The following is a 23,748-nucleotide window of genomic DNA, read 5'->3' as shown; positions in this document are numbered from 1 at the left end:
ACATGTACGATTATCTGATTGTGGGTTCTGGCTTGTATGGTTCTATTTTCGCTCATGAAGCACACAAGCTTGGAAAAAAAGTTAAAGTCATTGAGAAAAGAGAACATGTCGGTGGTAACGTTTACTGCGAGCAAATTGAAGGGATAAATGTCCATAAATATGGCGCTCACATTTTCCACACCAGCGATAAAGCTATTTGGGAATATGTGAATTCTTTCGTCGAATTTAATCGTTATACAAACTCTCCAATGGCCTTATCTAAGGGCAAGATATATAATCTTCCCTTTAATATGAACACCTTTAACCAGCTCTGGGGAACGATTACGCCACAAGAGGCTAAAGCGAAAATATCCCAACAGAGCGCTGAGCTTTCAGGCAAAGAACCGACTAATCTTGAAGAACAGGCGATATCCTTGATCGGCAGGGATATATATGAAACTTTGATTAAAGAGTATACGGAAAAGCAGTGGGGCAGAAAATGTAAAGACTTACCTGCATTCATTATTCGCCGTCTGCCGGTAAGATTTAGTTATGATAATAACTATTTTAATGATACCTATCAGGGCATTCCAGTAGGTGGTTATAATAAGCTAATCAACGCATTACTTGAAGGTATAGAAATTGAAACCAGTGTCGATTATTTTGATGAAAGAGAAGCGTGGGATGCGTTAGCGGAAAAAATAATCTATACGGGCCCTATTGATCGCTTTTTTGATTATAAATTTGGTGCGCTCGATTATCGATCGTTGAGATTTGAAACGGAAGTAATCGATTCTGATAATTATCAGGGCAACGCTGTTGTTAACTACATTGACAAAAAATATGACTTTACTCGTATAATTGAACATAAATTTTTTGAATTTGGTACTCAAGCTAAAACTGTTATCACACGCGAGTATCCTAAAGAATACGCTAAGGGCGATGAGTACTATTATCCTGTCAATGACGATAAAAACATGAAAATTTATAAACAGTATTATGAATTGTCAAAGCTTAAAGAGAACATAATATTTGGCGGACGATTAGCCGAGTACAAATACTACGATATGCATCAGGTGATTAAATCTGCTCTGCATACTTTCAAAAGTCAGGTAGGCGCTGGTGATGAATAAAAAGGTTATCGCAGTAATTGTTACTTATAACCGGAAAGAGTTGCTCAAAAAAGTTATTGATGCTGTCGCTAACCAAAGTTATCCGTTGGAAAAAGTACTTATAATAGATAATAATAGCAGCGACGGCACCTGTGAATATATTGATGGGCAGCTTAATGACATTATTGAATATAAAAATACCGGCGGTAATTTAGGCGGGGCGGGTGGTTTTCACTTCGGGTTCCAAGAGGCGGAAAAATATAAGTATGACTACCTTTGGCTGATGGATGATGATTTAATGCCTGCTCATGACTGCCTTGCGTTATTATTGCGGGATAATGTAACAGGCATCGCGCAACCAGTAAGGTATAACCTTGATGAATCAGTAGCGGAGCTTTCTCCCCTTACTTATGATATGTCCAGCCCTTTTAAGCTAAATCCAAAGGGTATCGCAATCAAGGACTATTTAAGAGAGAATAAACCTGTCGATAACCTTATAGATATCGAGGCTATTCCCTTTGAAGGGCCGTTGATAGCAAGATCGGTAGTAGAGAAAATTGGCTTTCCCGATCCGCGCTTTTTCATATTTTGCGATGATATTGAATATGCAATTAAAGCGAAGAGAGCAGGCATAAAAATCCAGTGTAACTTAAAGGCTAAAGCCTATCGTTTGTTAATCAATAATCAAGAAAACGATCTATTGTCATGGAAAGGCTACTTTATGTTACGAAATATTTTTTACCTTCATAAAAAATATGGCCTTAATATTTTGGTTAGAAATAAACCAATAGCGCTTGCCTTAGGTTATGCCGCCACCTGTGCAATAAAAAGGCAATTTTCGCAATTCAGGATAATCTGGCGTGCCTTCTGGGATTCAGGTAGTTTAAATAATACTGAACAATTTAAGCCTGGGGCTAAAAAGTAGTTTAAGGCATAATCTGTTTAACTATTGTATCAATCATAAGTTAACTTAAAGACATATTTAATCCGCGCTAAGCGCGGTGACCACACCTGACAGGAGTAAATAATGTCCAAGCAACAGATCGGCGTTGTAGGTATGGCAGTGATGGGCCGTAACCTGGCACTTAACATTGAGAGCCGCGGCTACACTGTATCTATCTTCAACCGTTCTCGGGAAAAAACTGATGAAGTTATCGCCGAAAATCCGGGCAAAAAACTCGCGCCTTATTACAGCATCGAAGAGTTTGTTGATTCGCTGGAAAAACCGCGCCGTATCCTGCTGATGGTGCAGGCGGGCGAAGCGACTGATAAAACTATCGCCTCACTGACGCCGCATCTGGATAAAGGCGATATTCTGATCGACGGTGGTAACACCTTCTATAAAGACACCATTCGCCGTAACAAAGAGCTTTCTGAGCAAGGCTTCAACTTTATCGGTACCGGCGTTTCCGGTGGCGAAGAGGGCGCGCTGAAAGGGCCTTCCATTATGCCTGGCGGTCAGAAAGAAGCTTACGAGCTGGTTGCGCCGATTCTGGACAAAATCGCCGCGCGTGCCGAAGGCGAGGCTTGCGTCACCTATATCGGTCCGGACGGCGCCGGTCACTATGTGAAGATGGTGCATAACGGCATTGAGTATGGCGATATGCAGCTGATTGCTGAAGCTTACTCACTGCTGAAAAACGCCCTGGGCCTGAGCAACGAAGATCTGGCGAAGACCTTCAGCGAGTGGAACGAAGGCGAGCTGAGCAGCTACCTGATCGACATCACCAAAGACATCTTCACTAAAAAAGATGAAGAGGGTAACTACCTGGTTGATGTGATTCTGGATGAAGCAGCGAACAAAGGCACCGGTAAGTGGACCAGCCAGAGCTCTCTGGATCTTGGCGAGCCGCTGTCGCTGATCACCGAATCCGTTTTTGCCCGCTACCTCTCTTCTCTGAAAACCCAGCGCGTTGCTGCTGCCAAAGTGTTAAGCGGCCCGGCTGCTCAGACGTTCAGCGGCGATAAAGCGGAATTTATCGAGAAAGTGCGTCGCGCGCTCTATCTGGGTAAAATCGTCTCTTATGCGCAGGGCTTCTCACAGCTGAAAGCGGCTTCCAGTGAGTACAGCTGGGATCTGAACTACGGCGAAATCGCTAAAATCTTCCGTGCTGGCTGCATCATTCGCGCGCAGTTCCTGCAGAAAATCACCGATGCCTACAAAGATACGCCGGATATTGCTAACCTGCTGCTGGCGCCTTACTTCAAAAATATCGCCGATGAGTATCAGCAGGCGCTGCGCGACGTGGTGGCCTATGCGGTGCAGAACGGTATCCCAACTCCGACCTTCTCCGCGGCAATCGCCTACTATGACAGCTACCGTTCTGCGGTGCTGCCGGCGAACCTGATCCAGGCGCAGCGTGACTACTTCGGCGCGCATACCTATAAGCGTACCGACAAAGACGGCGTCTTCCACACTGAGTGGCTGGACTGATCCGTTTTGCTTAAAAAACCTCCCACGGGGAGGTTTTTTTTTGTTTTCAGATAACTCTTTACCCATCCTTTTGCTATTGTTTTCTTCCTGGCGTTTATCATTTCGATTTTTAATTAATCAGTTGGACATACCAGAAACATGAACCAAGAAAATAAAACAACTACGGATCAGTCTTTACTTCGTCAGACCTTTTATAACAATGATGATGAGCTTGACCTGCTGGATGTTATGGCTCAGCTGTGGGGCGGTAAAAAGAGCATTATTGCCACCGTGATCCTGTTTCTGTTACTGGCTGCAGTTTATATCTTCTTTGCCAAAGAAAAATGGACGTCGGAAGCGATCGTTACCCAGCCCAGCGCGGGCCAGGTCGCAAACTACAACGCCGCGCTTAACGTTCTTTATTCTCAGTTTCCTCAGGATAAGCCCGGCGTGGCGGAGCTGCAGCATCAGCTCTTTAACCGCTTTAGCGCGTCCGCCTACGCGCTTTCCGGCGCTCTGCAGAATCTGGATGAGCCGCTGGATTTAAAAATCTCCCCCGTTACCGCAGGCCAGCCTGACCCGCTAAGCGTTAAGTTCACCGCGCAAACGGCGCAAGAGGCGCAGGCGCAGGTTACGCATTTTATTAAGCTGGTGAATAACGAAGTGGTGGCTGATTACGGCACGGATATTAAGCGTAATATGGCGGTGAAAACACGTGAGCTAAACGACTCGCTGACCTCACAGCTGAAGGTGGCGGAAGATAAAAAACAGCAGCGTATCGAAGCGTTAAAACAGGCGCTGAAGGTGGCTGAAGGCTCTGGCATTACCACTTCGCAGCTGACTCAGGCGGAATTTTTATCGGATGATACGCTCTATCTGCTGGGCACGAAGGCGCTTTCCTCATCGATTGCTAACGAAGCGACCAGACCGTTGCCGCTGGATGATAGCTATTACGCTACCCAGCGCGCGTTGCGGTTGATTAAAGACCTGAAAATCCAGGTCGATAACCTGCAGTCCTTCCGCTATATCATGGAACCTGATTTGCCTGTCCGTCGCGACAGTCCGAAGCGCGGCCTGACGCTGGTGCTGGCGGTGCTGCTGGGCGGGGTGGTTGGCTCTGCGGTGGTACTGGGGCGCAATATGGCCTCGACTTACCGACAGCGCAAACCGTCTGTCTGATAAAAAAACCGGCCTGAGCCGGGTTTTTTGTATTACGCCTTATGGCGCGCGCGCAGATTATTGATAATCGCGCTCAGGTCGAGATCCTGATCCTGTAACAGTACCAGCAGGTGATAGAGCAGGTCAGAGGCTTCGTTCGTCAGCTCATGGCGATCGTTAACCGTGGCGGCCAGCGCGGTCTCGACGCCTTCTTCGCCCACTTTCTGCGCAATGCGCTTGGTGCCGCTGGCGTAAAGCCTGGCGGTATAAGAGCTGTCGGGATCGGCCTGCTTGCGCTCCGCCAGCAGCTGTTCCAGCTGATAAAGAAACGTCCAGTCTGCTGCTGCGGGAGAAAAACAGCTGGAGGTGCCAAGATGACAGGTTGGGCCAACCGGCTGCGCCAGCACCAGTAGCGTATCGTTATCGCAGTCGGGCGTTACGCTAACCACGTTCAGGAAATGACCGGAGGTCTCGCCTTTGGTCCACAGGCGCTGTTTGGTACGCGACCAGAAAGTCACTTTCTGTTCGCGCAGTGTTTTTTCCAGCGCTTCAGGATTCATATAGCCGTGCATTAATACTTCGCCGGATACCTGATGTTGGACAATAACCGGCATCATGCCGCCGGTTTTTTCCCAGTCCAGACGGGAAAGCTGCTGTTGTGTTAACACGGGCGAATCTCCACACCTTGTTCAATCAGGAACCGTTTCAGGTCTCCGATATTAATAATTTGCTTATGAAATACCGAGGCGGCCAGCGCGCCGTCGACGTTAGCGTCACGGAAGGCTTCCAGGAAATGCGGCATAGTGCCTGCGCCGCCGGAGGCGATAAGCGGTACTTTGCATACTTCGCGAACTTTCTGCAGCTGAATCAAATCATAGCCGTTACGCACGCCGTCCTGATTCATCATATTCAGCACGATCTCGCCTGCGCCGCGCTTCTGCACTTCCTGTACCCAGTCCAGCGTCTCCCACTGCGTAACCCGGGTGCGTTTTTCATCGCCGGTATACTGATTAACCTGATATTTCCCGCTCTGCTCGTCATACCAGGTATCGATGCCCACCACCATACACTGCACGCCAAAGCGATCCGCCAGGCGCGTAATCAGTTCAGGATCGGCCAGCGCCGGCGAGTTAATGGAGATCTTGTCCGCGCCGAAGGTGAGAATGCGGGCCGCGTCTTCGGCGCTTTTAATGCCGCCAGCCACGCAAAACGGAATATCGATCACCTCTGCGACGCGCGCCACCCAGCTTTTATCCACCACGCGACCGTCGCTGGAAGCGGTAATATCATAAAATACCAGTTCGTCCGCGCCTTCTTCAGCGTAGCGCTGCGCCAGCGGCACAATATCACCGATGATTTCGTGATTGCGAAACTGTACCCCTTTAACCACCTGCCCATCACGCACATCAAGACAGGGAATTATCCGTTTTGCCAGCATGAAATGGCCTCCGAAACCGTAAATTTATCTTCCAGCAGGGCGCGTCCAACAATTACGCCCTGTGCGCCGCTGTTGCGCAGGGCGGCAATGTCAGCCAGCGAGCCGATGCCGCCGGAAGACTGAAAAGCCACCTGCGGAAAACGCGCGGCAACTTCCTGATAGAGCGAGACGTTTGAGCCGCTCAGCGTGCCGTCGCGTGAAATATCCGTGCAGAGCACATGCTGCAGGCCGTAAGGCAGAAACTGCCCGATAACCTGTTCCAGCGTGACGCCTGCCGCTTCCTGCCAGCCGCTGATCGCCACCTCTTTCCGGTTATTGGTATCGATACGCACGTCCAGCGCCAGCACCATCGCCTCAGGGCCAAACTCGTTAAACCAGCGCTGCACCTCTTCCGGCTGTTTCACCGCCGTCGAGCCAACCACCACACGCGATGCGCCCGCTTCCAGCAGCGCGGCGACGTCGTCACGGCTGCGAATGCCGCCGCCAACCTGCACCGGAACCTCAACGCCCGCCAGCAGCTTTTTTAACAGAGCCAGCTGACGCGCCGCCGGATCTTTCGCCCCGGTCAAATCGACCAGGTGCAGCAGCTGCGCGCCCTGACGCTGATAGTCCTGCAGACGCGGCAGCGGATCGCTGCCGTAATCGCGCTGCTGACCGTAATCTCCCTGATGCAGACGCACCACGTTGCCATCAATCAAATCTAATGCCGGGATAATCATCCTTACATCTCCAGGAAGTTTTTCAACAGCTGCGCGCCCGCTTTGCCGGAACGCTCAGGATGGAACTGGACGCCGTAGAAATTATCTTTCTGTACCGCAGCGGTAAACGGCTGGCCATAGTCGCACTGGGCGATGGTATAGGGGTTAACCGGCATCGCATAGCTGTGGACGAAATAGAACCAGCTCTCTTCTTCGATGCCGCGAAACAGGTGGTGGCCCGCCTGCGGCGTGACGCGGTTCCAGCCCATATGCGGCAGCGGCAGGCCGCGGTCTTTCATCAGCTCCACCGGCTGGTCAATAATCCCTAAGGTTTCCACGCCGCCGTTTTCGTCGCTGCCGCTGCCGAGCAGCTGCATTCCCAGGCAAATCCCTAAGGTGGGCTGCGTACAGGCTTTAATCAGCTCCACCAGCTCACGTTGCCGCAGCTGATCCATCGCCGCCTGGGCAGTGCCGACGCCCGGCAGAAAAAGCTTGTCCGCCTGCAGAACAACATCCGCCTCGCGGCTGACCTGCGGCTGATAGCCCAGGCGTTGAATGGCTGCTTTTACCGACGAGAGGTTGGCGCAGCCGGTATCCAGGATCACCACGTTCATTACAGCACTCCTTTCGAGCTCGGCAGGGTGTTGCCTTCCACACGAATCGCCTGGCGCAGCGTACGGCCAAAGGCTTTAAACAGGCTCTCTACGCGGTGATGATCGTTTTTGCCTTTGGTTTTCAGGTGCAGCGTGCTGGCCATAGAATAGGAGAGCGAGCGGAAGAAATGCTCCACCATCTCCGTACTCAGATCGCCGACGCGCTGATAGTTAAACTCCGCCCTGAACTCCAGGTGCGGACGGCCGGAAATATCCAGCGCGCAGCGCGCCAGGCACTCATCCATCGGCAGCACAAAACCAAAGCGCCCAATGCCGCGCTTGTCGCCCAGCGCCTTCAGCAGCGCTTCTCCCAGCGCCAGGCCGGTATCTTCTACCGTGTGGTGATCGTCGATATAAAGATCGCCTTTCACCTCAACGTTCATGCGCAGGCCGCCATGCGTGGCGATCTGGTCCAGCATATGATCGAAGAAGCCGACGCCGGTGTTGATCTTGCTGCCGCCTTCGCGATCCAGCCAGACTTCGATGTCAATCTGCGTCTCTTTGGTATTGCGGTTTACCTTCGCGTAGCGATCGCGCTGCGTCAGCTTCTGGCTGATGGCGTTCCAGTCCAGGCCGTCCTGGCTGTAGCGTAAGCCCTGAATGCCCAGGTTCTGCGCCAGCTCAATATCGGTTGCGCGATCGCCGATCACATAGCTGTGAGCCTTGTCCAGCATGCCTTCCGCCAGCCAGGCTTCCACCATTTGGTTTTTGGCTTACGGCAGTCGCAGTTATCTGCCGGCAGGTGCGGACAGATCAGCACCTCGGCAAAGCGCACGCCCTGCGAGGTTAAAATCTGCATCATCAGATTATGCGGGCCGTCAAAATCGGCCTGGGGGAAACTGGCGGTGCCAAGACCGTCCTGGTTGGTGATCATCACCAGCTGGTAGCCAGCCTTCTGCAGCGCCAGCAGCGCCGGGATCACATCCGGCTCGAACGCCAGCTTCTCCATGCGATCCACCTGGAAATCCTGCGGCGGTTCGCTGATAAGGGTGCCGTCGCGATCGATAAAAAGGATTTTCTGACTCATGCTTGCTCCACAATGCCGGCAGCGCCGGGTAAGGCTTTCAGTGCGGCGATCAGGCGCTCGCACTCGTTTCGGGTGCCGATGGAAATGCGCAGGCATCCGGCAAGGCCCGGGTTTTTGTTCTGGTCTCGCAGGATGATGCCCCGATCCCACAGCGATTTAAATACCGTCGCGGAATCGGTAAAGCGCACCAGAATATAGTTGGTTTCGCTGGGAAATACCTGCTCCACGCAGGAAAGCGACGCCAGCGCGGTTGCCAGCCAGGCGCGGTTAGCGTTTAGCTCAGCCACATGCTGGCGCATCAGCGTAACGCCTTCGTCGCTCAGCGCCTGCGCGGCAATATCAGCCACCGGCGTGGATAGCGGGTAGGGCGCAATCACCTTTAGCAGCAGCTCGATTACCGCCGCGTTCGCCAGCGTAAAGCCGCAGCGCAGGCCCGCCAGCGCAAAAGCTTTTGACAGGGTGCGCAGCACGACCAGATGCGGATATTCAGCAATCCAGCCTGCCAGCGTCGCCTGCGGACAAAATTCGATATAGGCCTCGTCGGCGACCACCAGGGCTTTGCCGCGCGTCATCTCCAGCAGCTGACGAATAGCTTCCGGGTCAATCAGATTGCCGGTCGGATTATTCGGGCTGCACATATATACCAGCTTCACGCCGTCCAGCGCGGCGGCGATGGCGGGCAGATTCAGCTGCCAGTCAGCCAGCGCAGGCACGGTGCGATATTCCACGCCGATGGTTTCGGCACTGACGCTGTACATGCCATAGGTGGGCGGACAGAACAGGATGGCGTCCTGGCCTGGCTCGCAGAAGGCGCGGATCAGCAGCTCAATACCTTCATCTGCGCCACGGCTCACCAGCACCTGATCCGGGGCCAGTCCGGCATAGGCGGCGTAGCGTTCAATCACCTGCTGCGGCTGGCATTCCGGATAGCGATTCAGGCTGTTTTGCGTCATTTCAAACGGGACCGGCAGCGGATATTCGTTGGCGTTCAGCCAGACGTCGCCGTTGCCGCCGAGACGACGTGCCGACTGATAAGGCGTCAGCGCCCGCACGTTAGCACGCGCTAATTCAACGATATTCAGGCTCATGCTTGCTCCTTCAGCGCGGCAACCCGCAGCGTAACGGCATTTTTATGGGCGATAAGCTGCTCGGCGGCGGCCAGCGTCTCAATGGTCGGGGCCAGATTCAGGAAACCCTGCGGCGTGAGTTCCTGCACCGTCATGCGCTTTTGAAAATCGGCCAGGCCGAGGCTGGAGCAGGTGGCGGTGTAGCCGTAGGTCGGCAGAACGTGGTTAGTACCGGAAGCGTAATCGCCTGCGGACTCCGGCGACCAGTCGCCGAGAAACACCGAACCGGCGCTGGTGATCTGCTCCACCAGCTCGCGCGGCTGGCGCGTCTGAATAATCAGATGTTCCGGTCCGTAGCGGTTGGAAATCTCCACGCACTGTTGCAGATCGCGCGCGACGATCAGCCGGCTGCTGGCTAATGCCTGACGTGCGGTGGCGGCGCGCGGCAGCTGTTCCAGCTGGGCGTCAACCGCCTGTGCGACGGCCTGGGCCAGGCGGCGCGACGGCGTCAGCAGGATCACCTGTGAATCGGGGCCGTGTTCCGCCTGCGACAGCAAATCAGAGGCGACAAAAGCGGGCGTGGCGTCGTCATCGGCGATAACCAGCACCTCGGACGGACCGGCTGGCATATCGATCGCCGCGCCATCAAGACGCTGGCTCACCTGGCGCTTGGCTTCGGTAACCCAGACGTTGCCAGGGCCAAAAATCTTATCAACTTTCGGCACCGATTCGGTGCCGAAGGCGAGAGCGGCGATAGCCTGCGCGCCGCCGACCTGAAACACTTCCTGCACGCCGCACAGCTGCGCGGCGTAGAGAATTTCATCGGCAATCGGCGGCGGCGAACAAAGCACCACGCGCGCGCAGCCAGCGATGCGCGCCGGCGTCGCCAGCATCAGCACGGTAGAGAACAGCGGCGCTGAACCGCCGGGAATATAGAGGCCCACCGAACGGATCGGACGGGTCACCTGCTGACAGCGCACGCCGGGCTGGGTTTCAATATCTACCGCAGGCAGCTGCTGGGCGCGGTGAAAGGTTTCGATGTTCGCCACCGCGACCGCCATCGCCTGCTTCACGCTATCATCGAGCCGTGCAGCCGCTTCGGCAATCCGGGCCGCGCTGACGCGCAGCTCATCAACCTGGGTTTTATCGAAGGCCGCGCTATACTCACGCAGCGCGGCGTCGCCCGCTTCGCTGACGCGTGCAAGGATAGATCGCACCGTTTGCGTAATATTATCGGAAGCGGAAATCGCCGGACGCATCAGCAGCGCCTGCTGCTGCGCCTCGTCGCACTGCTGCCAGTCTGTAAGCGTGTCAAAGCGGCTCATGGCATTACTCCATCATCTTCTCAATTGGCAACACCAGAATGGAACTGGCACCCAGCGCCTTTAATTTTTCCATGGTTTCCCAGAACAGCGTTTCGCTGCTGACCATGTGCATCGCCAGACGGCTTTGATCGCCCGCCAGCGGCAGCACCGTCGGACGCTCAGCGCCCGGCAGCAGCGCAATCACTTCTTCCAGCCGCTCGCTCGGCGCGTGCAGCATAATGTATTTCGACTCACGCGCTTTAATGACGCCCTGAATACGCGTCATCAGCTTGTCCACCAGCTCCTGCTTCGCCGCCGACAGCTCGCCGTCACGCTGGATAAGCACCGCTTTCGAGCGATAAATCACTTCCACTTCACGCAGGCCGTTGGCTTCCAGCGTGGCGCCGGTAGAAACCAGATCGCAGATCGCATCGGCCAGACCGGCGCGCGGCGCGACTTCAACGGAGCCATTCAGCAGACAGGATTTAAAGGCGACGCCCTGTTTATCAAGATACTGTTTCAGCAGGTGAGGGTAGGAGGTGGCGATGCGCGAGTTTTGCAGGCACTGAACGCCGGTATATTCATCATCAACCGGCATCGCCAGCGACAGACGGCAGCCGCCGAAATCGAGGCGACGCAGGGTAAAGTAGCGCGGATCTTCACCCTGCGCGCGGCGGGTCAGCAGTTCTTCTTCCAGCACGTTTTCGCCAATAATGCCGAGATCTACCACGCCGTCCATCACCAGACCGGGAATATCATCATCACGCACGCGCAAAATATCGATAGGCATATTTTCAGCGAAGGCGATCAGGCGCTGTTGTTGCAGGTTAATTTTAATGCCGCAGCGCGCCAGAAGCTCGCGTGATTCATCGCTTAAACGGCCAGATTTTTGCATAGCTATGCGTAAACGGGTGTTATCTAACATCTCTCCAGTCCTCATGTCATTTATCCGGTCTGTTGCAGTCAGCCAAAAAAAAGCCCCCGGAAGACGATCTTCCGGGGGCCATTTGCGCTCTGCACCACTGGAAGATCCTAAACGTCTTCCAGCACACATCGCCTGAAAGACTAGTCAGGATGATGGTGGTGATGATGGTTGAACTGAACGCGTGTCATAATTTCTCTGCATGTATATTCATTTGCCTGTCGGTTAACCTAGCGGAGATAACGCGCATTGGCAACCGTTTTTTCACCGGCCAGGAAAATCTCTTTTTGCGCGCCGGAAGATTGTCACGCTGCGAGGCGTGACGTAGCCTTATTGAATCAAGCTGAAGCATCAGGAGCAGAAATGAAAAAAGTCGCGATTGTAGGTCTGGGATGGCTGGGGATGCCGCTGGCAACGGCGTTAACGGCGCGCGGCTGGCAGGTAACCGGCAGTAAAACCACGCCGGACGGCGTCGAGGCGGCGCGCATGTGCGGGATCGCCAGCTGTCAGCTACTGCTGACCCCGGAGCTGGAATGTGATGCGGATGCGCTGGCGGCGCTGCTGTCGGTGGATGCGCTGGTGTTAACCTTACCGGCCAGCCGGACGGCAGAAGGCGGCGAAAATTACCTGCGTGCGGTGCAAAACCTGGTCGATAGCGCGCTGGCGTTTAACGTGCCGCGCATTATCTTCACCAGTTCAACGTCGGTTTACGGCAACGGCGCGGGCGTGCTGAAAGAGCATAGCCCGCTGCAACCGGTGACCGCCGCCGGACAAACGCTGGTGGAGCTGGAGAACTGGCTGCACGATCTGCCGGGCACCTCGGTCGATATTCTGCGTCTTTCCGGGCTGGTGGGGCCGCAGCGTCATCCGGGACGCTTCCTTGCCGGTAAAACCGACCTGCCGGACGGCGAACAGGGGGTGAATCTGGTGCATCTGGACGATGTGGTGGCGGCGATTACTCTGCTGCTGCAAACGCCGAAAGGCGGCCATATCTATAACCTTAGCGCGCCGGCGCATCCGGCTCGTCAGCAGTTTTATCCGGCGGCGGCCCAGCAGCTGGGATTAACGCCGCCGACCTTTGCCGCCGACGGCAATAAAAACGGCAAAATTATCGATGGCAATAAAATCTGCGATGAGCTGGGTTTTGAGTACCGTTATCCCGATCCGGCGACCATGCCGTTGGGTTAACCCACCGACGGTTACACGCCAAGCCGATCGCGCAGCGCATACCAGGCGGCGCCGACGGCGGTCAGCGGCACTTTAAAACGCCGCCCGCCGGGGAAGGGCAGATGCGGCAGGCGGGCGAACGCATCGAAGCGTTCGGCGTCGCCGCGTAGCGTTTCTGCCACCAGCTTGCCCGCCAGATGGGTAAAGGTGACGCCGTGTCCGCTGTCGCCCTGAATGTAATAAACCTGCTTATCCAGCCGCCCCAGCTGCGGCATGCGCGACAGCGTCAGCAAAAAGTTGCCGCTCCAGCAGTGGCTCAGCTTAACATTTTGCAGCTGCGGAAACGTTTTCAGCAGCTTGGGCCGGATCAGCGCGGCGATATTTTGCGGTTCACGTGCGCCGTAGACCACGCCGCCGCCGTACAGCAGCCGGTTATCCGCGGTTAAGCGGAAATAGTCCAGCAGGTAGTTACAATCCTCGACGCAGTAATTATCCGGCAGCAGCGACAGCGCCCGATCCGCGCTGAGAGGTTCGGTGGTGACGATCTGTGAGCCGCAGGGCATGCTTTTACGGCTCAGACGCGGCTCCAGCTCCGGCGCAAGATAGGCGTTACCGGCAAAAATAACAAATTTAGCGCTTACGTCGCCACGCGCGGTTTTAACCAGATTGGGTGCGCCGTAAATCACTTTTTCGACCGCCGACTGTTCATAAATCCGCCCGCCGTGACGGCGTATCGCTTCCGCTTCGCCCAGCGCCAGATTTAACGGATGCAGATGACCGCCGCGCCGATCCAGCAGCCCGCCGACATAGCGCTCGGTAGCGATGGCGCGCCGGATGCCGCGCTCATCCAGCAGCTCCAGCTGATGGTTGCCGTAGCGCTCCCACAGACGCTGCTGCGTGCGCAGGTGCTCCATCTGGCGCGCGTTCAGCGCGGCGAAAATGCCGCCGGGACGATAGTCGCAGTCAATGGCGTAGCGATCGATACGATCGCGAATAATATCGGCGCCCTCAAACATCATACTGCCCAGCATTCGCGCCGCGTCTGCGCCGTAGCGCTGCTCAATCACGTTAATATCGCGGCTGTAGGAGTTCACCACCTGGCCACCGTTGCGTCCGCTGGCGCCGTAGCCGACGCGCGCCGCCTCCAGCACCACCACCTCATAGCCCGCTTCGGTTAAAAACAGCGCTGAAGAGAGACCGGTAAATCCGGCGCCGATAATGCACACATCGCACTGTACCGAGCCATTCAGCTGCGGCCAGGGCTGATGCGGATTAACCGTTGCGGCGTAATAGCTATCCACATAATTCACTGCGGTCTCCTTAGGCGCTAAAAATTAGCGGGCGTGTGGGCGCTGACAATACGACAGACCCGATTTGAGGTATTACTGAAGCTGTGCGGCTGGCCGGTATCGATAACGTAACTTTGACCGGCATACAGCTGATAGCGCTGCCCGCTGATGGTCAGGGTGATTTCGCCCTCCAGCAGCGTGCCGGTCTCCTCGCCCGGATGGCGAATTTTTTCGCCGGTGGTCGATCCCGGCTGATAGGTTTCCAGCAGCATCGCCAGATTATGACTGGCGCTGCCGTTATGGATAAGCTTCAGTGAGACGCCCTGGCTGCCAATATCAATCAGTTCATGCGGCTCGATAACGATTTTCGGCGGCGTATTTTTTACCGTCTCCGAGAAAAATTCCGACAGCGACAGCCCGTAAACCGTTAGCAGCTTTTGCAGCGTACTGACGGCCGGGCTGACCTTATCCTGTTCAATGGTGCTGATGGCGCTGTGCGTCAGACCGGCGAGCTCAGCAACGCGCCGCTGCGACAAACCTAACTCTTGCCGGATTTGAGACAGACGTCGTCCGGGGGCGAGAGTGGCTTCGTTCATAGCCGTTTTTCCTTGCGATATTGATGACAGGCGTGGATAAATGCCGCAAACAGCCGCGATGAGGCGTCGGAATCCTGGTAGCGCCATTCCGGGTGCCACTGAACGCCAATGGCAAACGGATGGTCGGGAACGCTGACGGCTTCAATCACGCCATCTTCCGCGGTTGCCTCAGCCTGCAGCCGGGGGCCGACATCCTGAATGCCCTGCTTATGCAGCGAATTAACCTGTAGCGACGCGACGCCGCCCAGCAGACGCGCCAGCTGGCCGTCGGCCGTCAGCTGGATAGGATGCGCTGGCGCATATTGCTCTGCCAGAGGCGCATCGGTGTCGGCACAATGCCGCACCTTTTCACTGGGCAGCTGACGGTTTAGCGTGCCGCCAGCGGCCACGACCAGCTCCTGCATGCCACGGCAGATCGCCAGTAGCGGAAGCCGCAACTTCAGCGCCTGCGGGATCAGCGCCAGCGTCAGCTCATCGCGCCCCGGATCGGCCTTTTCCTCTTCTCCTGACGCGCCATAGCGCCAGGGCTCAATATTGCTGGGGCTGCCGGATAACAGCAGGCCGTCAAGCAGCCCCAGCGTACGCTGGGCAATGGCCTCGCCCAGCCCAGGCCGGTGGGGCAGAGCGATGGCAACGCCGCCGGCATCCATAATCGCATCGAGATATTTTTGATAAAGCACCCAGGCGGGATGCCCCTCTTTTACCGTATGGCACATCACCACGCCGATCAGCGGCTTGTCCATTATTCTTTCCACATCTTGTTTCTCCGGCTGGCAATTATTTCTGACAAAACTGCCCCGAACGCCCTGATTTGCACGCCCCGCAGCAGACTGCTGATTAGCTGGAGGCGAAGAATGCAGGCGCTTTGCGGCCACGCACCTCTGTTTTCAATCTAGTCAGGCTTTGTTCAATATTCAAACCACCCTGTAACATTTGCACACTTTTTGACTTATGACTATGTTCTAAATATGGCCGTTATTTTGAGCAGCAGGCATAACCCTTCTAAAACGGTAAATGGCGGGTGGGATCATGACAAACCTGGTAGAAGTAGAAGACTTCACAAGACATAGTGAAGAGATGCGAACCAGCGCGTTCCAGAATGAGATAAAAACCTATCTGGAACGCCATCCTGAAACGCAATATGTCGATATTCTTCTTAACGATCTAAACGGTATTTTTCGCGGTAAACGTATTCCGATAGGCAGCCTGGCGAAACTGGAAAAGGGCTGTTACTTTCCGGCCTCGGTATTCGCGATGGATATTCTGGGCAATACCGTCGAGCAGGCAGGATTAGGCCAGGCGCTGGGCGAGCCGGATAATATCTGTACGCCCGTTGAGGGTACGCTGGTTCCTTCCGCTTCCGATCCCGACCGCATCGCGCAGCTGCTGCTGACCATGCGTAATCAAGATGGCACTCCCTTTGACGTTGAACCCCGTAATGTGCTTAACAATCTCTGGCAGCGCTTGCGCAACCGGGGACTGTTTCCGGTGGTAGCGGTAGAGCTGGAGTTCTATCTGGTCGATAAACAACGCGACCATGAAGGCTATATTCAGCCGCCCTGTACGCCCGGCAGCGATGAACGCAGTATGCAAAGCCAGGTCTATTCCGTCGATAATCTTGACCATTTCTCCCAAGTGCTGGGCGATATCGATCGGCTGGCGCAGCTGCAGGGCATACCTACCGACGGCGCGCTGGCGGAAGCTTCGCCCGGACAGTTCGAAATCAACCTGCGGCATACGCGTAACGTGCTGAGCGCCTGCGATCATGCGCTCCAGCTTAAGCGGCTGATCCGCCAGGTAGCGGAAAACCACGGTATGACCGCCACCTTTATGGCGAAACCGTATGAAGAGTACGCCGGCAGCGGAATGCATGTGCATGTCAGTATGCTGGACGCCGCCGACCATAACGCCTTTGCCTGCGATGACGACAGCGACTCGCCGCTGCTGAAGCGGGCGCTGGCCGGGATGATCGATCTGATGCCCGCCTCGATGGCGCTGCTTGCGCCGAACGTTAATGCCTATCGCCGCTTTTGCCCGGAATCCTGGGTGCCGCTGCAGGCTTCATGGGGACATAACAACCGCACCGTCGCGCTGCGCATTCCCTGCGGCGATATTGAAAACCGCCGCGTTGAATATCGCGTTGCCGGGGCCGATGCCAATCCCTGGCTGGTGATGTCCGCTATTTTCGCCGGGATTTTACACGGGCTGGATAATGCGCTGGCGCTACCGGCGCCGGTGACCGGCAACGGACATCAAGCGGAGGGTTCGCCGCTGCCGGTACGGCAGAGCGAAGCGCTGGATCGGTTTGCCCGCAGCCGTGCGCTGCAGGAACTGCTGGGCGAACGCTTTAGCTTTGTCTGGCACTGCTGCAAACATCACGAGCTGATGCAGTTTGAACGGCTGATTACCGCGACAGAAATTGACTGGATGTTAAAAAACGCCTGAGGTGATCATGATGCAAACCAATCAACAGTGGCAGGCGCGGCGCGAGGCGGCGGTCACGCCTGGCGTCGGCAACTCGCTACAGGTGTATATCGCCAAAGCGCGCAACGCCGAGCTGTGGGATGTCGAAGGGCGACGCTATATCGATTTCGCTGCGGGTATTGCGGTATTAAATACCGGCCATAATCACCCGGATGTGATGCGTGCGGTACAGGCGCAGCTGGAATGCTTTATCCATCCCTGCTTTCAGGTCACGCCCTACGGCAGTTATGTTGAGCTGGCGGAAAAGCTGAATGCGCTGGTGCCCATTGCCGGGCCGACGCAAACGCTGCTGATGTCGACCGGCGCCGAAGCGGTAGAAAACGCGATAAAGGTGGCGCGTATCGCCACCGGTCGCTCCGGCGTGATCGCCTTTCGCGGCGGCTTTCATGGACGTACGCTATTGGGGATGGCGCTGACCGGTAAAGTGCAGCCTTATAAAAAAGGGTATGGGCCTTTTCCGGGCGGCATCTTTCATGCTCCCTATCCCGCCAGCTATCTGGGCATCAGCGAAAGCCAGGCGCTGGGCGCGCTGCAGGGCATTTTTGCTGCTGACGTTTCCCCGGATGATGTGGCGGCCATTATTATTGAACCGGTACAGGGCGAGGGCGGATTTTACGCCGCTTCGCCCAACTTTATGCGCCAGCTGCGCCAGCTCTGCGACGAGCACGGCATTGTGCTGATCGCCGATGAGATCCAGAGCGGATTCTGCCGCACCGGCAAAACCTTCGCCATCGAGCACAGCGGCGTCGAGCCTGATTTGATTACTATGGCGAAAAGCCTGGCCGGCGGCTTCCCGCTGTCGGCGGTGGTCGGTCGCGCGTCGCTGATGCAAAAAGCGCAGGCGGGCGGGCTGGGCGGCACCTACGCCGGCTCGCCGATGGGCGTTGCCGCGGCGCTGGCGGTGGTGGAGATTATCGAACGCGAGCAGCTTAACCGGCGCGCGCAGCAGCAGGGCGAACAGGTGGTGGCCTTCTTGCAGCAGCTGGCGGCGCAGTACGACTGCATCGGCGATATCCGTCATCTTGGGGCGATGATCGCCATAGAGCTGGTGGAAGAGGGCGATGCGCAACGTCCGGCGAAGGCGCTTACCCAGGCGCTGGTGCAGGAAGCGGGGCGTCAGGGGCTGGTGCTGCTTGCCTGTGGCGTGCGGGCCAACGTTATCCGCTTTCTGATCCCGTTAACGGCGGAAAAAGAAATTGTATCTGAAGGTCTCAACATCTTGTCATCCTCCCTCCAGGTAGTGCAGAATATGCGCCCTGCAAAATAGAGAAATAACCGGCGCTTTACGCGTCGGTTATTTTTTTGCATTTAATCAGGCTAATCCATACAAGAGGCCGGCCAACGTGCCGGATAGATACACGTAACACGTTTACCGTGTGGTTTAAAGGAAAACAAGATGGGGCAACTCGTTAACTTCTCACTGGCTTTCGCTGGTGTTCGACTTCGTGATGATTATGGCGCGATCGGCAGCCTTACCGACGCTTCTTCCCTCACGCCTCTGAAGAATCTTTCTCGCATAGCGCGAAGTTTCCCTGTGGTTCGCCCCAATCAGGCCGCCGCTATGGGGGGACTAAACCATGACGCATAATACCCATACCGCACAGCCGCGCGCGCAGCTGAAAAAAACGCTGACCTTATTACCGGTGGTGATGATTGGTCTGGCCTACATGCAGCCGATGACGCTGTTTGATACTTTCGGTATCGTTTCCGGGCTGACCGACGGTCACGTCGCCACCGCCTACGCCTTTGCGTTGGTTGCGATCCTGTTTACGGCGCTGAGCTACGGTAAGCTGGTACACCGCTTCCCATCAGCAGGCTCCGCTTATACCTACGCACAGAAAACCATCAGCCCGCACGTCGGCTTTATGGTTGGCTGGTCATCGCTGCTTGATTATCTGTTTATGCCGATGATCAACATCCTGCTGGCTAAAATTTATTTCGAAGCGCTGGTGCCGGATCTGCCATCCTGGATCTTCGTGGTGCTGCTGGTTGGCTTTATGACGCTGACTAACCTGCGCGGCATTAAAACTGTGGCAAACTTCAACAGCCTGATCGTGGTGCTGCAGGTCGCGGTAATGATCGTGCTAACGGGCATGGTGATTTACGGCGTCGCACACGGCGAAGGGGCGGGCACGCTGGTTAGCAGCCGTCCGTTCTGGTCGGAGAATGCGCACGTGGTGCCGATGATCACCGGTGCAACCATCCTTTGCTTCTCGTTCCTGGGCTTCGACGGCATCAGTTCGCTTTCCGAAGAGACCAAAGATGCAGAGCGCGTTATTCCTAAAGCCATTTTCCTGACGGCGCTGGTAGGCGGCATCATCTTTATCGTGGTCTCTTACTTCCTGCAGCTCTATTTCCCGGATATTTCGCGCTTTAAGGATCCTGACGCCTCGCAGCCGGAAATCATGCTGTACGTGGCGGGTAAAACCTTCCAGTTCGGTATTCTGATTTTCTCCTGCATTACGGTGCTGGCTTCCGGCATGGCGGCGCATGCGGGCGTAAGCCGACTGATGTATGTAATGGGACGCGACGGCGTGTTCCCGGAGCGCTTCTTCGGCTACGTACATCCGAAATGGCGCACCCCGGCGCTGAACGTGCTGCTGGTTGGCGCCATTGCGCTGCTGGCGATCCGCTTTGACCTGGTGACGGCGACGGCGCTGATTAACTTCGGCGCGCTGGTGGCCTTTACCTTCGTTAACCTGTCGGTCATCGCGCAGTTCTGGATCCGCGAAAAGCGTCGCCAGACGCTGATGGACAATATCCGCTATCTGCTGCTGCCGCTGTGCGGCGCGCTGACGGTAGGGGCGCTCTGGGTTAACCTGGAAGAGAGCTCAATGGTGCTGGGGCTGATTTGGGCCGCGGTCGGGATTATTTATCTCGCCGCTGTAACCCGCAGCTTCCGTAATCCGGTGCCGCAGTACAGCGAAGAATCTCTCTGATTCAGCCATTGACGATAAAACGCCTGTGCTCCCTTTAAGAGCAGGGTGCTAAGGCCAGACGAAAGTCTGGCCTTTTTTACTGGCATGACTATCAGCATGACGCCTTTCGCCGACGCGAGCGCAATGCTTAACCGTCGGGCTTTCCGACCCCGCTGACTCAGACAAAAGCCCTTGTAACCGGCCGCGCGCCTGGTTACCCTGCGCCAGCAATTTCTGCCTGAATCAATGGAGTTGGCAATGTTTAAAAAAGTAGTGGTAAGCAGCGGTCTTGCGCTGATGCTGGCAACGGGAGCGGCGCAGGCTATCGAAGGCAGCGTTGATGTGGGTGAACATTACACCAACCTGAACGTTGGGCTGGGCACCACTTCCCCTGGCCTGAGCCTGTCCGGCAACTGGATGCGCAGCGACCATGACGGCGACGTTTCCGGTCTGCGTCTGGGCTATAACGTAGAAGTCGGTTCTGTTTTCCTGTCGCCCGGCATTAAAGCGATGTGGATCGATCCGGAAGACGGTAAAGATGGTTTTGCCGCCGCCGTAGGCGCTGGCGTCAGCATTCCGGTGACTAAGATGATCGGCCTGTACGGTGAATATTACTATTCACCGGAAGCCTTTACCGATCATCTTGACAGCTATCAGGAAGCGTCCGGCGGCATTAGCTTTACGCCGATTTCGCTGCTGAACGTGCGCGTTGGCTATAAATATGCCGAGCTGAACAATAAAGGCGATCGTAAAGATAACGTGCTGGCTGACGGCCCTTATATCGGCGCCTCGCTGCGCTTCTGATGCCTTAGCGAAACACAGAAAAAAGCCGTCCATCAGGACGGCTTTTTTTATGAAACCAGCTCGCGTGCGTAGTCGTACAGCGCCTTTAGCTGCGCTAATTTTTCGTTATCTCCGTCGTGCAGGCTAGCCAGCGACTCCAGCTCCAGCAGGAAGGATTCAATGCGCTCGCTGTTTAAAACCTCACGGCGATGCTGTAGCCAGCGCTGCTGCTCGCTGTCGTCGAGCGTGCCGGGAAAATTACGCGCACGATAGCGAAACAGCAGCTGGGCGATGCGGTCATCGTTGAAGGTCAGGTCGAGCGCGGGCAAATTAACGGGCGCGGTTTGCTGAATAATGTTCATCGCCGCTTTGTCGGCATCGCTGAAAAAGCCGTTATACAGCCGGGCATCGACATCCTGCGAGGGGGTAAAGGGCTCCGCTTCGGCATACAGCGCAACCACCTTTTCGCGGATCTCGGTATGCTGGCGCAGCTGCGCCAGATTATTCAGGCAGCGCTGGCGATCGATGCCAAGCCGTCCGGCATCCTCCGGGCGCAGCGTGTTAGCAGGTGCCAGTACCGGGCATTTATTGATATGCACCAGTTTAATCGGCACGGCGGCATCATCGCCCAGCTGCTGGCGCGGCGTATAAAGGCGCTGGCGCAACGCATCGGCGTCCAGCTCCAGCAGCGGCGTAATATCGCCGGCCAGGTCGCAAACGATCAGCGCATTACGATTTTCCGGATGCCAGGCCAGCGGCGCAATCCAGCTGGTGTTACCGCGCAGCGCGCCAAACATGCCGGAAATATGCATCAGCGGCTTCATTTGCGGAATATCAATCAGCGTATTGATTTTCTGTTTGGTGCGGTGGCTGAAGAGGTAATCAAACAGCTTCGGCTGTTTGGTTTTTACCAGCTTCGCCATAGCAATGGTGGCATACACGTCCGACATCGCATCATGCGCCTGGCTATGTTCCACGCCGTTGGCCTGCGTTAGCTGTTCCAGCTTAAAGCTCGGCAAGCCATCCTCGTTTTCCGGCCAGATAATGCCTTCCGGGCGCAGCGCATAGCAGGCGCGCATCACATCCAACAGATCCCAGCGCGAATTGCCGTTTTGCCAGCTCCAGGCGTAGGGATCGTAGAAGTTGCGATAGAAAATATTGCGCGTCACTTCATCATCGAAGCGCACGTTGTTATAGCCCACCACGCAGGTGTTTTCGACGGTAAAAATTTCATGAATGCGCCGTGCGAATTCCGCTTCCTTAACGCCGCGCGCCCGTGCCAGCTGTGGCGTAATGCCGGTAATCATCACCGCTTCCGGCTGCGGCAGATAATCGTCGGCGGGCTGGCAATAAAACACTTCCGGTTCGCCGATAATATTGAAATCCATATCGGTGCGGATCCCGGCAAACTGCGCCGGCCGATCCAGCGCCGGGCTTTTACCGAAGGTTTCGTAATCATGAAAGAGGAAGGTAGGCTGCTTTTGTTTGTCCGTCACTGTTTTTGATTGCCTTTGTTTGTTTGCTTAATGACTTGTATTTTCATGTATTTTTACGATTTTTTGTTTTCATTTGTTCGCCTGCGTTCGGCTTTGTTTTCATTGGTACACTTGGCAATGAGTACATAATTAGCTTTTATTTGAGTATCAAAAACTATTATGGCTATCAGCGATACGAAGCTACGTTCTCTTTATGGTAAACCATATTCAGGCCCGGCAGAAATAACGGATTCAGACGGTCTTGACCTGCGCATTACGCCAAAGGGCGTTATTAGTTTTCTTCCGTTACCGTTGGGAGGGTAAGCAGCACCGGTTGGGGCTGGGGCGTTATCCTGCCATGACATTACGCGACGCCCGGAATAAAGCCGCAGACCTCAAAGAGTACCTGGATCGGGGGATAAATCCGCGTGCGATGGTGAACGCCAGCGCGATCAAAGCCAAGCCGACCGTTAAAGACTGCCTGAACTATTGGGAAGAAAATTATGTGCGCGTGGCGCTGCGCCCAAAAACGCAAGCGCTATACACCTCGACCGTATTAAAGCACATGCGCGGTGCTTTTGCCGGGGTTCCTATTGAGGATATTCCGGTGCGGCTGCGCGTCCCGGCGATATGAATTTGTAAGCAACTCCGCCCGCCTTTTTCACTTCAGCGACGAGGTGCTTTTCGATGAGACTTTCGCGTGTGTATGTCATGAAAAAATCCCCCAAACGCCGAGCCAAAACAGGAGGCATAGCGCGAAACACAACGTACTGTATCGCATCAGTTTTTCCCCGTTTGTGACAGGCGCAGCTTATGCATCAGGCAGAAGTCGCTACGTTTTTCGCTCCAGTGCTGGTTAACCGGCGGTGGCTGCCTGTTGACGTGCTGCGCCCGGTCGCTATCGGCGCTGTCCAGCGCGACCTGCTGCAGCTGTGGACGGAGGCGCGGGAGCGGTTTAAACAGGGCGGAATTCAGTTCCGCGATGCGGAGCGACTCGGCGTAGCCGTACACGATTAAGGATGCATGGCTGGAAACTGTCGAGGCCTGGCTTGATACGCCCGATCTGATAACTGATGACATTCCGCGAAACATGTCACATCCCGGCGTTTTGTTTACCGGGGGCATGGTAAGTGTTAACGTGTTGGTTGTTTTATATACAACACGTTGTTTTAAAACAGGCTTTATCTTAACAGGGAGCGTTATATGGATACAGAGTTACAATTTGCCGTATCGCCGGTGCAGCTGGCGACTGTGCTGGCCGACCG

The 23,748-nt window shown here is 55.4% G+C and carries 21 protein-coding genes, 4 pseudogenes and 1 other annotated feature; of the genes and pseudogenes, 11 read left to right on the top strand and 14 right to left on the bottom strand.

The genetic code is table 11. From position 1 onward, the window contains the following. Positions 1 to 2 precede the first annotated feature (2 nt). The 4 genes from glf to wzzB all read left to right on the top strand — a co-directional run bounded on the left by glf (position 3) and on the right by wzzB (position 4,683). The gene (glf, locus tag COO59_RS08270; protein WP_103059330.1) at positions 3 to 1,112 is read left to right on the top strand and encodes a UDP-galactopyranose mutase; all 1,110 of its coding nucleotides are present in this window, start codon (positions 3 to 5) and stop codon (positions 1,110 to 1,112) included. Then, positions 1,105 to 2,016 (top strand): glycosyltransferase, encoded by a 912-nt coding sequence (locus tag COO59_RS08265; protein WP_103059329.1) that lies wholly within the window; start codon positions 1,105 to 1,107, stop codon positions 2,014 to 2,016. The genes glf and COO59_RS08265 overlap by 8 nt, the downstream gene beginning before the upstream one ends. 102 nt (positions 2,017 to 2,118) lie before the next feature. After that, positions 2,119 to 3,525 (top strand): NADP-dependent phosphogluconate dehydrogenase, encoded by a 1,407-nt coding sequence (gndA, locus tag COO59_RS08260; protein WP_103059328.1) that lies wholly within the window; start codon positions 2,119 to 2,121, stop codon positions 3,523 to 3,525. Positions 3,526 to 3,663: 138 nt separating this feature from the next. Further along, positions 3,664 to 4,683, top strand: coding sequence for an LPS O-antigen chain length determinant protein WzzB (gene wzzB / locus COO59_RS08255; RefSeq protein WP_103059327.1), 1,020 nt, complete (start codon positions 3,664 to 3,666; stop codon positions 4,681 to 4,683). Positions 4,684 to 4,715: 32 nt separating this feature from the next. On the opposite strand, the gene hisIE is transcribed toward wzzB, so the two are convergent. The 9 genes and pseudogenes from hisIE to hisL form a co-directional block, all read right to left on the bottom strand. Then, positions 4,716 to 5,330 (bottom strand): bifunctional phosphoribosyl-AMP cyclohydrolase/phosphoribosyl-ATP diphosphatase HisIE, encoded by a 615-nt coding sequence (gene hisIE / locus COO59_RS08250; RefSeq protein ID WP_103059326.1) that lies wholly within the window; start codon positions 5,328 to 5,330, stop codon positions 4,716 to 4,718. After that, positions 5,324 to 6,100 carry an imidazole glycerol phosphate synthase subunit HisF gene (hisF, locus tag COO59_RS08245; RefSeq protein ID WP_103059325.1) on the bottom strand — a complete coding sequence of 259 codons (777 nt, stop codon included), beginning with the start codon at positions 6,098 to 6,100 and terminating at the stop codon, positions 5,324 to 5,326. The genes hisIE and hisF overlap by 7 nt, the downstream gene beginning before the upstream one ends. Next, positions 6,082 to 6,819, bottom strand: a complete 738-nt coding sequence (gene hisA, locus COO59_RS08240) for a 1-(5-phosphoribosyl)-5-[(5-phosphoribosylamino)methylideneamino]imidazole-4-carboxamide isomerase (RefSeq protein ID WP_103059324.1) — start codon at positions 6,817 to 6,819, stop codon at positions 6,082 to 6,084. Before hisA ends, hisF begins: the two co-directional genes overlap by 19 nt. A 2-nt stretch (positions 6,820 to 6,821) precedes the next feature. Continuing rightward, positions 6,822 to 7,412, bottom strand: a complete 591-nt coding sequence (gene hisH, locus COO59_RS08235) for an imidazole glycerol phosphate synthase subunit HisH (protein ID WP_103059323.1) — start codon at positions 7,410 to 7,412, stop codon at positions 6,822 to 6,824. Further along, positions 7,412 to 8,478 (bottom strand): annotated as a pseudogene (hisB, locus tag COO59_RS08230) (bifunctional histidinol-phosphatase/imidazoleglycerol-phosphate dehydratase HisB). The gene hisH and the pseudogene hisB overlap by 1 nt, the downstream one beginning before the upstream one ends. Beyond that, entirely contained in the window at positions 8,475 to 9,566 is a 1,092-nt protein-coding gene (gene hisC / locus COO59_RS08225; RefSeq protein WP_103059322.1) for a histidinol-phosphate transaminase, read from the bottom strand. The pseudogene hisB and the gene hisC overlap by 4 nt, the downstream one beginning before the upstream one ends. Then, a complete protein-coding gene (gene hisD / locus COO59_RS08220; RefSeq protein ID WP_103059321.1) occupies positions 9,563 to 10,870 on the bottom strand; it encodes a histidinol dehydrogenase in 1,308 nt (435 codons plus the stop codon). Before hisD ends, hisC begins: the two co-directional genes overlap by 4 nt. A 4-nt stretch (positions 10,871 to 10,874) precedes the next feature. Next, the gene (gene hisG / locus COO59_RS08215) at positions 10,875 to 11,774 is read right to left on the bottom strand and encodes an ATP phosphoribosyltransferase (RefSeq protein ID WP_103059320.1); all 900 of its coding nucleotides are present in this window, start codon (positions 11,772 to 11,774) and stop codon (positions 10,875 to 10,877) included. A gap of 44 nt (positions 11,775 to 11,818) precedes the next feature. Then, positions 11,819 to 11,939: a sequence feature (His leader region), on the bottom strand. Then, positions 11,915 to 11,962 (bottom strand): his operon leader peptide, encoded by a 48-nt coding sequence (gene hisL, locus COO59_RS08210; RefSeq protein WP_100396937.1) that lies wholly within the window; start codon positions 11,960 to 11,962, stop codon positions 11,915 to 11,917. It overlaps the preceding feature by 25 nt. Before the next feature lie 172 nt (positions 11,963 to 12,134). Here hisL and COO59_RS08205 point away from each other — a divergent pair, with 172 nt between their 5' ends. Next, positions 12,135 to 12,959, top strand: coding sequence for an SDR family oxidoreductase (locus tag COO59_RS08205; RefSeq protein ID WP_103059319.1), 825 nt, complete (start codon positions 12,135 to 12,137; stop codon positions 12,957 to 12,959). 11 nt (positions 12,960 to 12,970) lie between these two features. Here the strand turns inward: COO59_RS08205 and COO59_RS08200 are convergent, their stop codons facing one another. The 3 genes from COO59_RS08200 to puuD are packed head-to-tail and all read right to left on the bottom strand — an operon-like array spanning position 12,971 to position 15,566. Next, positions 12,971 to 14,248, bottom strand: a complete 1,278-nt coding sequence (locus COO59_RS08200) for an NAD(P)/FAD-dependent oxidoreductase (RefSeq protein WP_103059318.1) — start codon at positions 14,246 to 14,248, stop codon at positions 12,971 to 12,973. 17 nt (positions 14,249 to 14,265) lie between these two features. Next, a complete protein-coding gene (gene puuR, locus COO59_RS08195) occupies positions 14,266 to 14,823 on the bottom strand; it encodes an HTH-type transcriptional regulator PuuR (protein WP_103059317.1) in 558 nt (185 codons plus the stop codon). Continuing rightward, the gene (puuD, locus tag COO59_RS08190) at positions 14,820 to 15,566 is read right to left on the bottom strand and encodes a gamma-glutamyl-gamma-aminobutyrate hydrolase (RefSeq protein WP_409371631.1); all 747 of its coding nucleotides are present in this window, start codon (positions 15,564 to 15,566) and stop codon (positions 14,820 to 14,822) included. Before puuD ends, puuR begins: the two co-directional genes overlap by 4 nt. 286 nt (positions 15,567 to 15,852) lie before the next feature. Here puuD and COO59_RS08185 point away from each other — a divergent pair, with 286 nt between their 5' ends. The 4 genes from COO59_RS08185 to COO59_RS08165 all read left to right on the top strand — a co-directional run bounded on the left by COO59_RS08185 (position 15,853) and on the right by COO59_RS08165 (position 21,029). Beyond that, positions 15,853 to 17,268 carry a glutamine synthetase family protein gene (locus COO59_RS08185; protein ID WP_103059315.1) on the top strand — a complete coding sequence of 472 codons (1,416 nt, stop codon included), beginning with the start codon at positions 15,853 to 15,855 and terminating at the stop codon, positions 17,266 to 17,268. Positions 17,269 to 17,278: 10 nt separating this feature from the next. Further along, entirely contained in the window at positions 17,279 to 18,574 is a 1,296-nt protein-coding gene (gene gabT, locus COO59_RS08180; protein ID WP_103059314.1) for a 4-aminobutyrate--2-oxoglutarate transaminase, read from the top strand. A gap of 310 nt (positions 18,575 to 18,884) precedes the next feature. Further along, positions 18,885 to 20,246 (top strand): APC family permease, encoded by a 1,362-nt coding sequence (locus COO59_RS08170; protein WP_103059312.1) that lies wholly within the window; start codon positions 18,885 to 18,887, stop codon positions 20,244 to 20,246. A 237-nt stretch (positions 20,247 to 20,483) separates the two neighbouring features. Then, complete coding sequence (locus COO59_RS08165) at positions 20,484 to 21,029, top strand: YfaZ family outer membrane protein (RefSeq protein ID WP_103059311.1); 546 nt, start codon at positions 20,484 to 20,486, stop codon at positions 21,027 to 21,029. A 47-nt stretch (positions 21,030 to 21,076) separates the two neighbouring features. On the opposite strand, the gene sbcB is transcribed toward COO59_RS08165, so the two are convergent. Next, complete coding sequence (gene sbcB, locus COO59_RS08160) at positions 21,077 to 22,504, bottom strand: exodeoxyribonuclease I (protein WP_103059310.1); 1,428 nt, start codon at positions 22,502 to 22,504, stop codon at positions 21,077 to 21,079. 159 nt (positions 22,505 to 22,663) lie between these two features. On the opposite strand from sbcB, the pseudogene COO59_RS08155 reads away from it, so the two are divergent. Further along, a pseudogene (locus COO59_RS08155) lies at positions 22,664 to 23,105 on the top strand (Arm DNA-binding domain-containing protein); the annotation flags it as partial. On the opposite strand, the pseudogene COO59_RS21220 reads toward COO59_RS08155, so the two are convergent. Then, positions 23,086 to 23,196 (bottom strand): annotated as a pseudogene (locus COO59_RS21220) (VRR-NUC domain-containing protein); the annotation flags it as partial. The pseudogenes COO59_RS08155 and COO59_RS21220 sit on opposite strands and share 20 nt — an antisense overlap. 124 nt (positions 23,197 to 23,320) lie before the next feature. Between COO59_RS21220 and COO59_RS08145 the strand changes: the two are divergent. Further along, positions 23,321 to 23,573 (top strand): annotated as a pseudogene (locus tag COO59_RS08145) (VapE domain-containing protein); the annotation flags it as partial. Positions 23,574 to 23,748: the final 175 nt, after the last annotated feature.

Source organism: Mixta theicola, assembly GCF_002895925.1.
GTDB lineage: Bacteria > Pseudomonadota > Gammaproteobacteria > Enterobacterales > Enterobacteriaceae > Mixta > Mixta theicola.
This window is presented reverse-complemented; position numbering and strand designations above follow the sequence as displayed.

Bases quoted from the DNA above. Each gene is read 5' to 3' on its own strand.
- hisG (WP_103059320.1), bottom strand. From the start codon at position 11,774: ATGTTAGATAACACCCGTTTACGCATAGCTATGCAAAAATCTGGCCGT.
- puuR (WP_103059317.1), bottom strand. From the start codon at position 14,823: ATGAACGAAGCCACTCTCGCCCCCGGACGACGTCTGTCTCAAATCCGG.
- COO59_RS08165 (WP_103059311.1), top strand. From the start codon at position 20,484: ATGTTTAAAAAAGTAGTGGTAAGCAGCGGTCTTGCGCTGATGCTGGCA.
- puuD (WP_409371631.1), bottom strand. From the start codon at position 15,566: ATGGACAAGCCGCTGATCGGCGTGGTGATGTGCCATACGGTAAAAGAG.
- COO59_RS08265 (WP_103059329.1), top strand. From the start codon at position 1,105: ATGAATAAAAAGGTTATCGCAGTAATTGTTACTTATAACCGGAAAGAG.
- hisD (WP_103059321.1), bottom strand. From the start codon at position 10,870: ATGAGCCGCTTTGACACGCTTACAGACTGGCAGCAGTGCGACGAGGCG.
- wzzB (WP_103059327.1), top strand. From the start codon at position 3,664: ATGAACCAAGAAAATAAAACAACTACGGATCAGTCTTTACTTCGTCAG.
- hisH (WP_103059323.1), bottom strand. From the start codon at position 7,412: ATGAACGTGGTGATCCTGGATACCGGCTGCGCCAACCTCTCGTCGGTA.
- hisC (WP_103059322.1), bottom strand. From the start codon at position 9,566: ATGAGCCTGAATATCGTTGAATTAGCGCGTGCTAACGTGCGGGCGCTG.
- COO59_RS08185 (WP_103059315.1), top strand. From the start codon at position 15,853: ATGACAAACCTGGTAGAAGTAGAAGACTTCACAAGACATAGTGAAGAG.
- COO59_RS08205 (WP_103059319.1), top strand. From the start codon at position 12,135: ATGAAAAAAGTCGCGATTGTAGGTCTGGGATGGCTGGGGATGCCGCTG.
- gndA (WP_103059328.1), top strand. From the start codon at position 2,119: ATGTCCAAGCAACAGATCGGCGTTGTAGGTATGGCAGTGATGGGCCGT.
- COO59_RS08170 (WP_103059312.1), top strand. From the start codon at position 18,885: ATGACGCATAATACCCATACCGCACAGCCGCGCGCGCAGCTGAAAAAA.
- glf (WP_103059330.1), top strand. From the start codon at position 3: ATGTACGATTATCTGATTGTGGGTTCTGGCTTGTATGGTTCTATTTTC.
- hisF (WP_103059325.1), bottom strand. From the start codon at position 6,100: ATGCTGGCAAAACGGATAATTCCCTGTCTTGATGTGCGTGATGGGCAG.
- hisA (WP_103059324.1), bottom strand. From the start codon at position 6,819: ATGATTATCCCGGCATTAGATTTGATTGATGGCAACGTGGTGCGTCTG.
- gabT (WP_103059314.1), top strand. From the start codon at position 17,279: ATGCAAACCAATCAACAGTGGCAGGCGCGGCGCGAGGCGGCGGTCACG.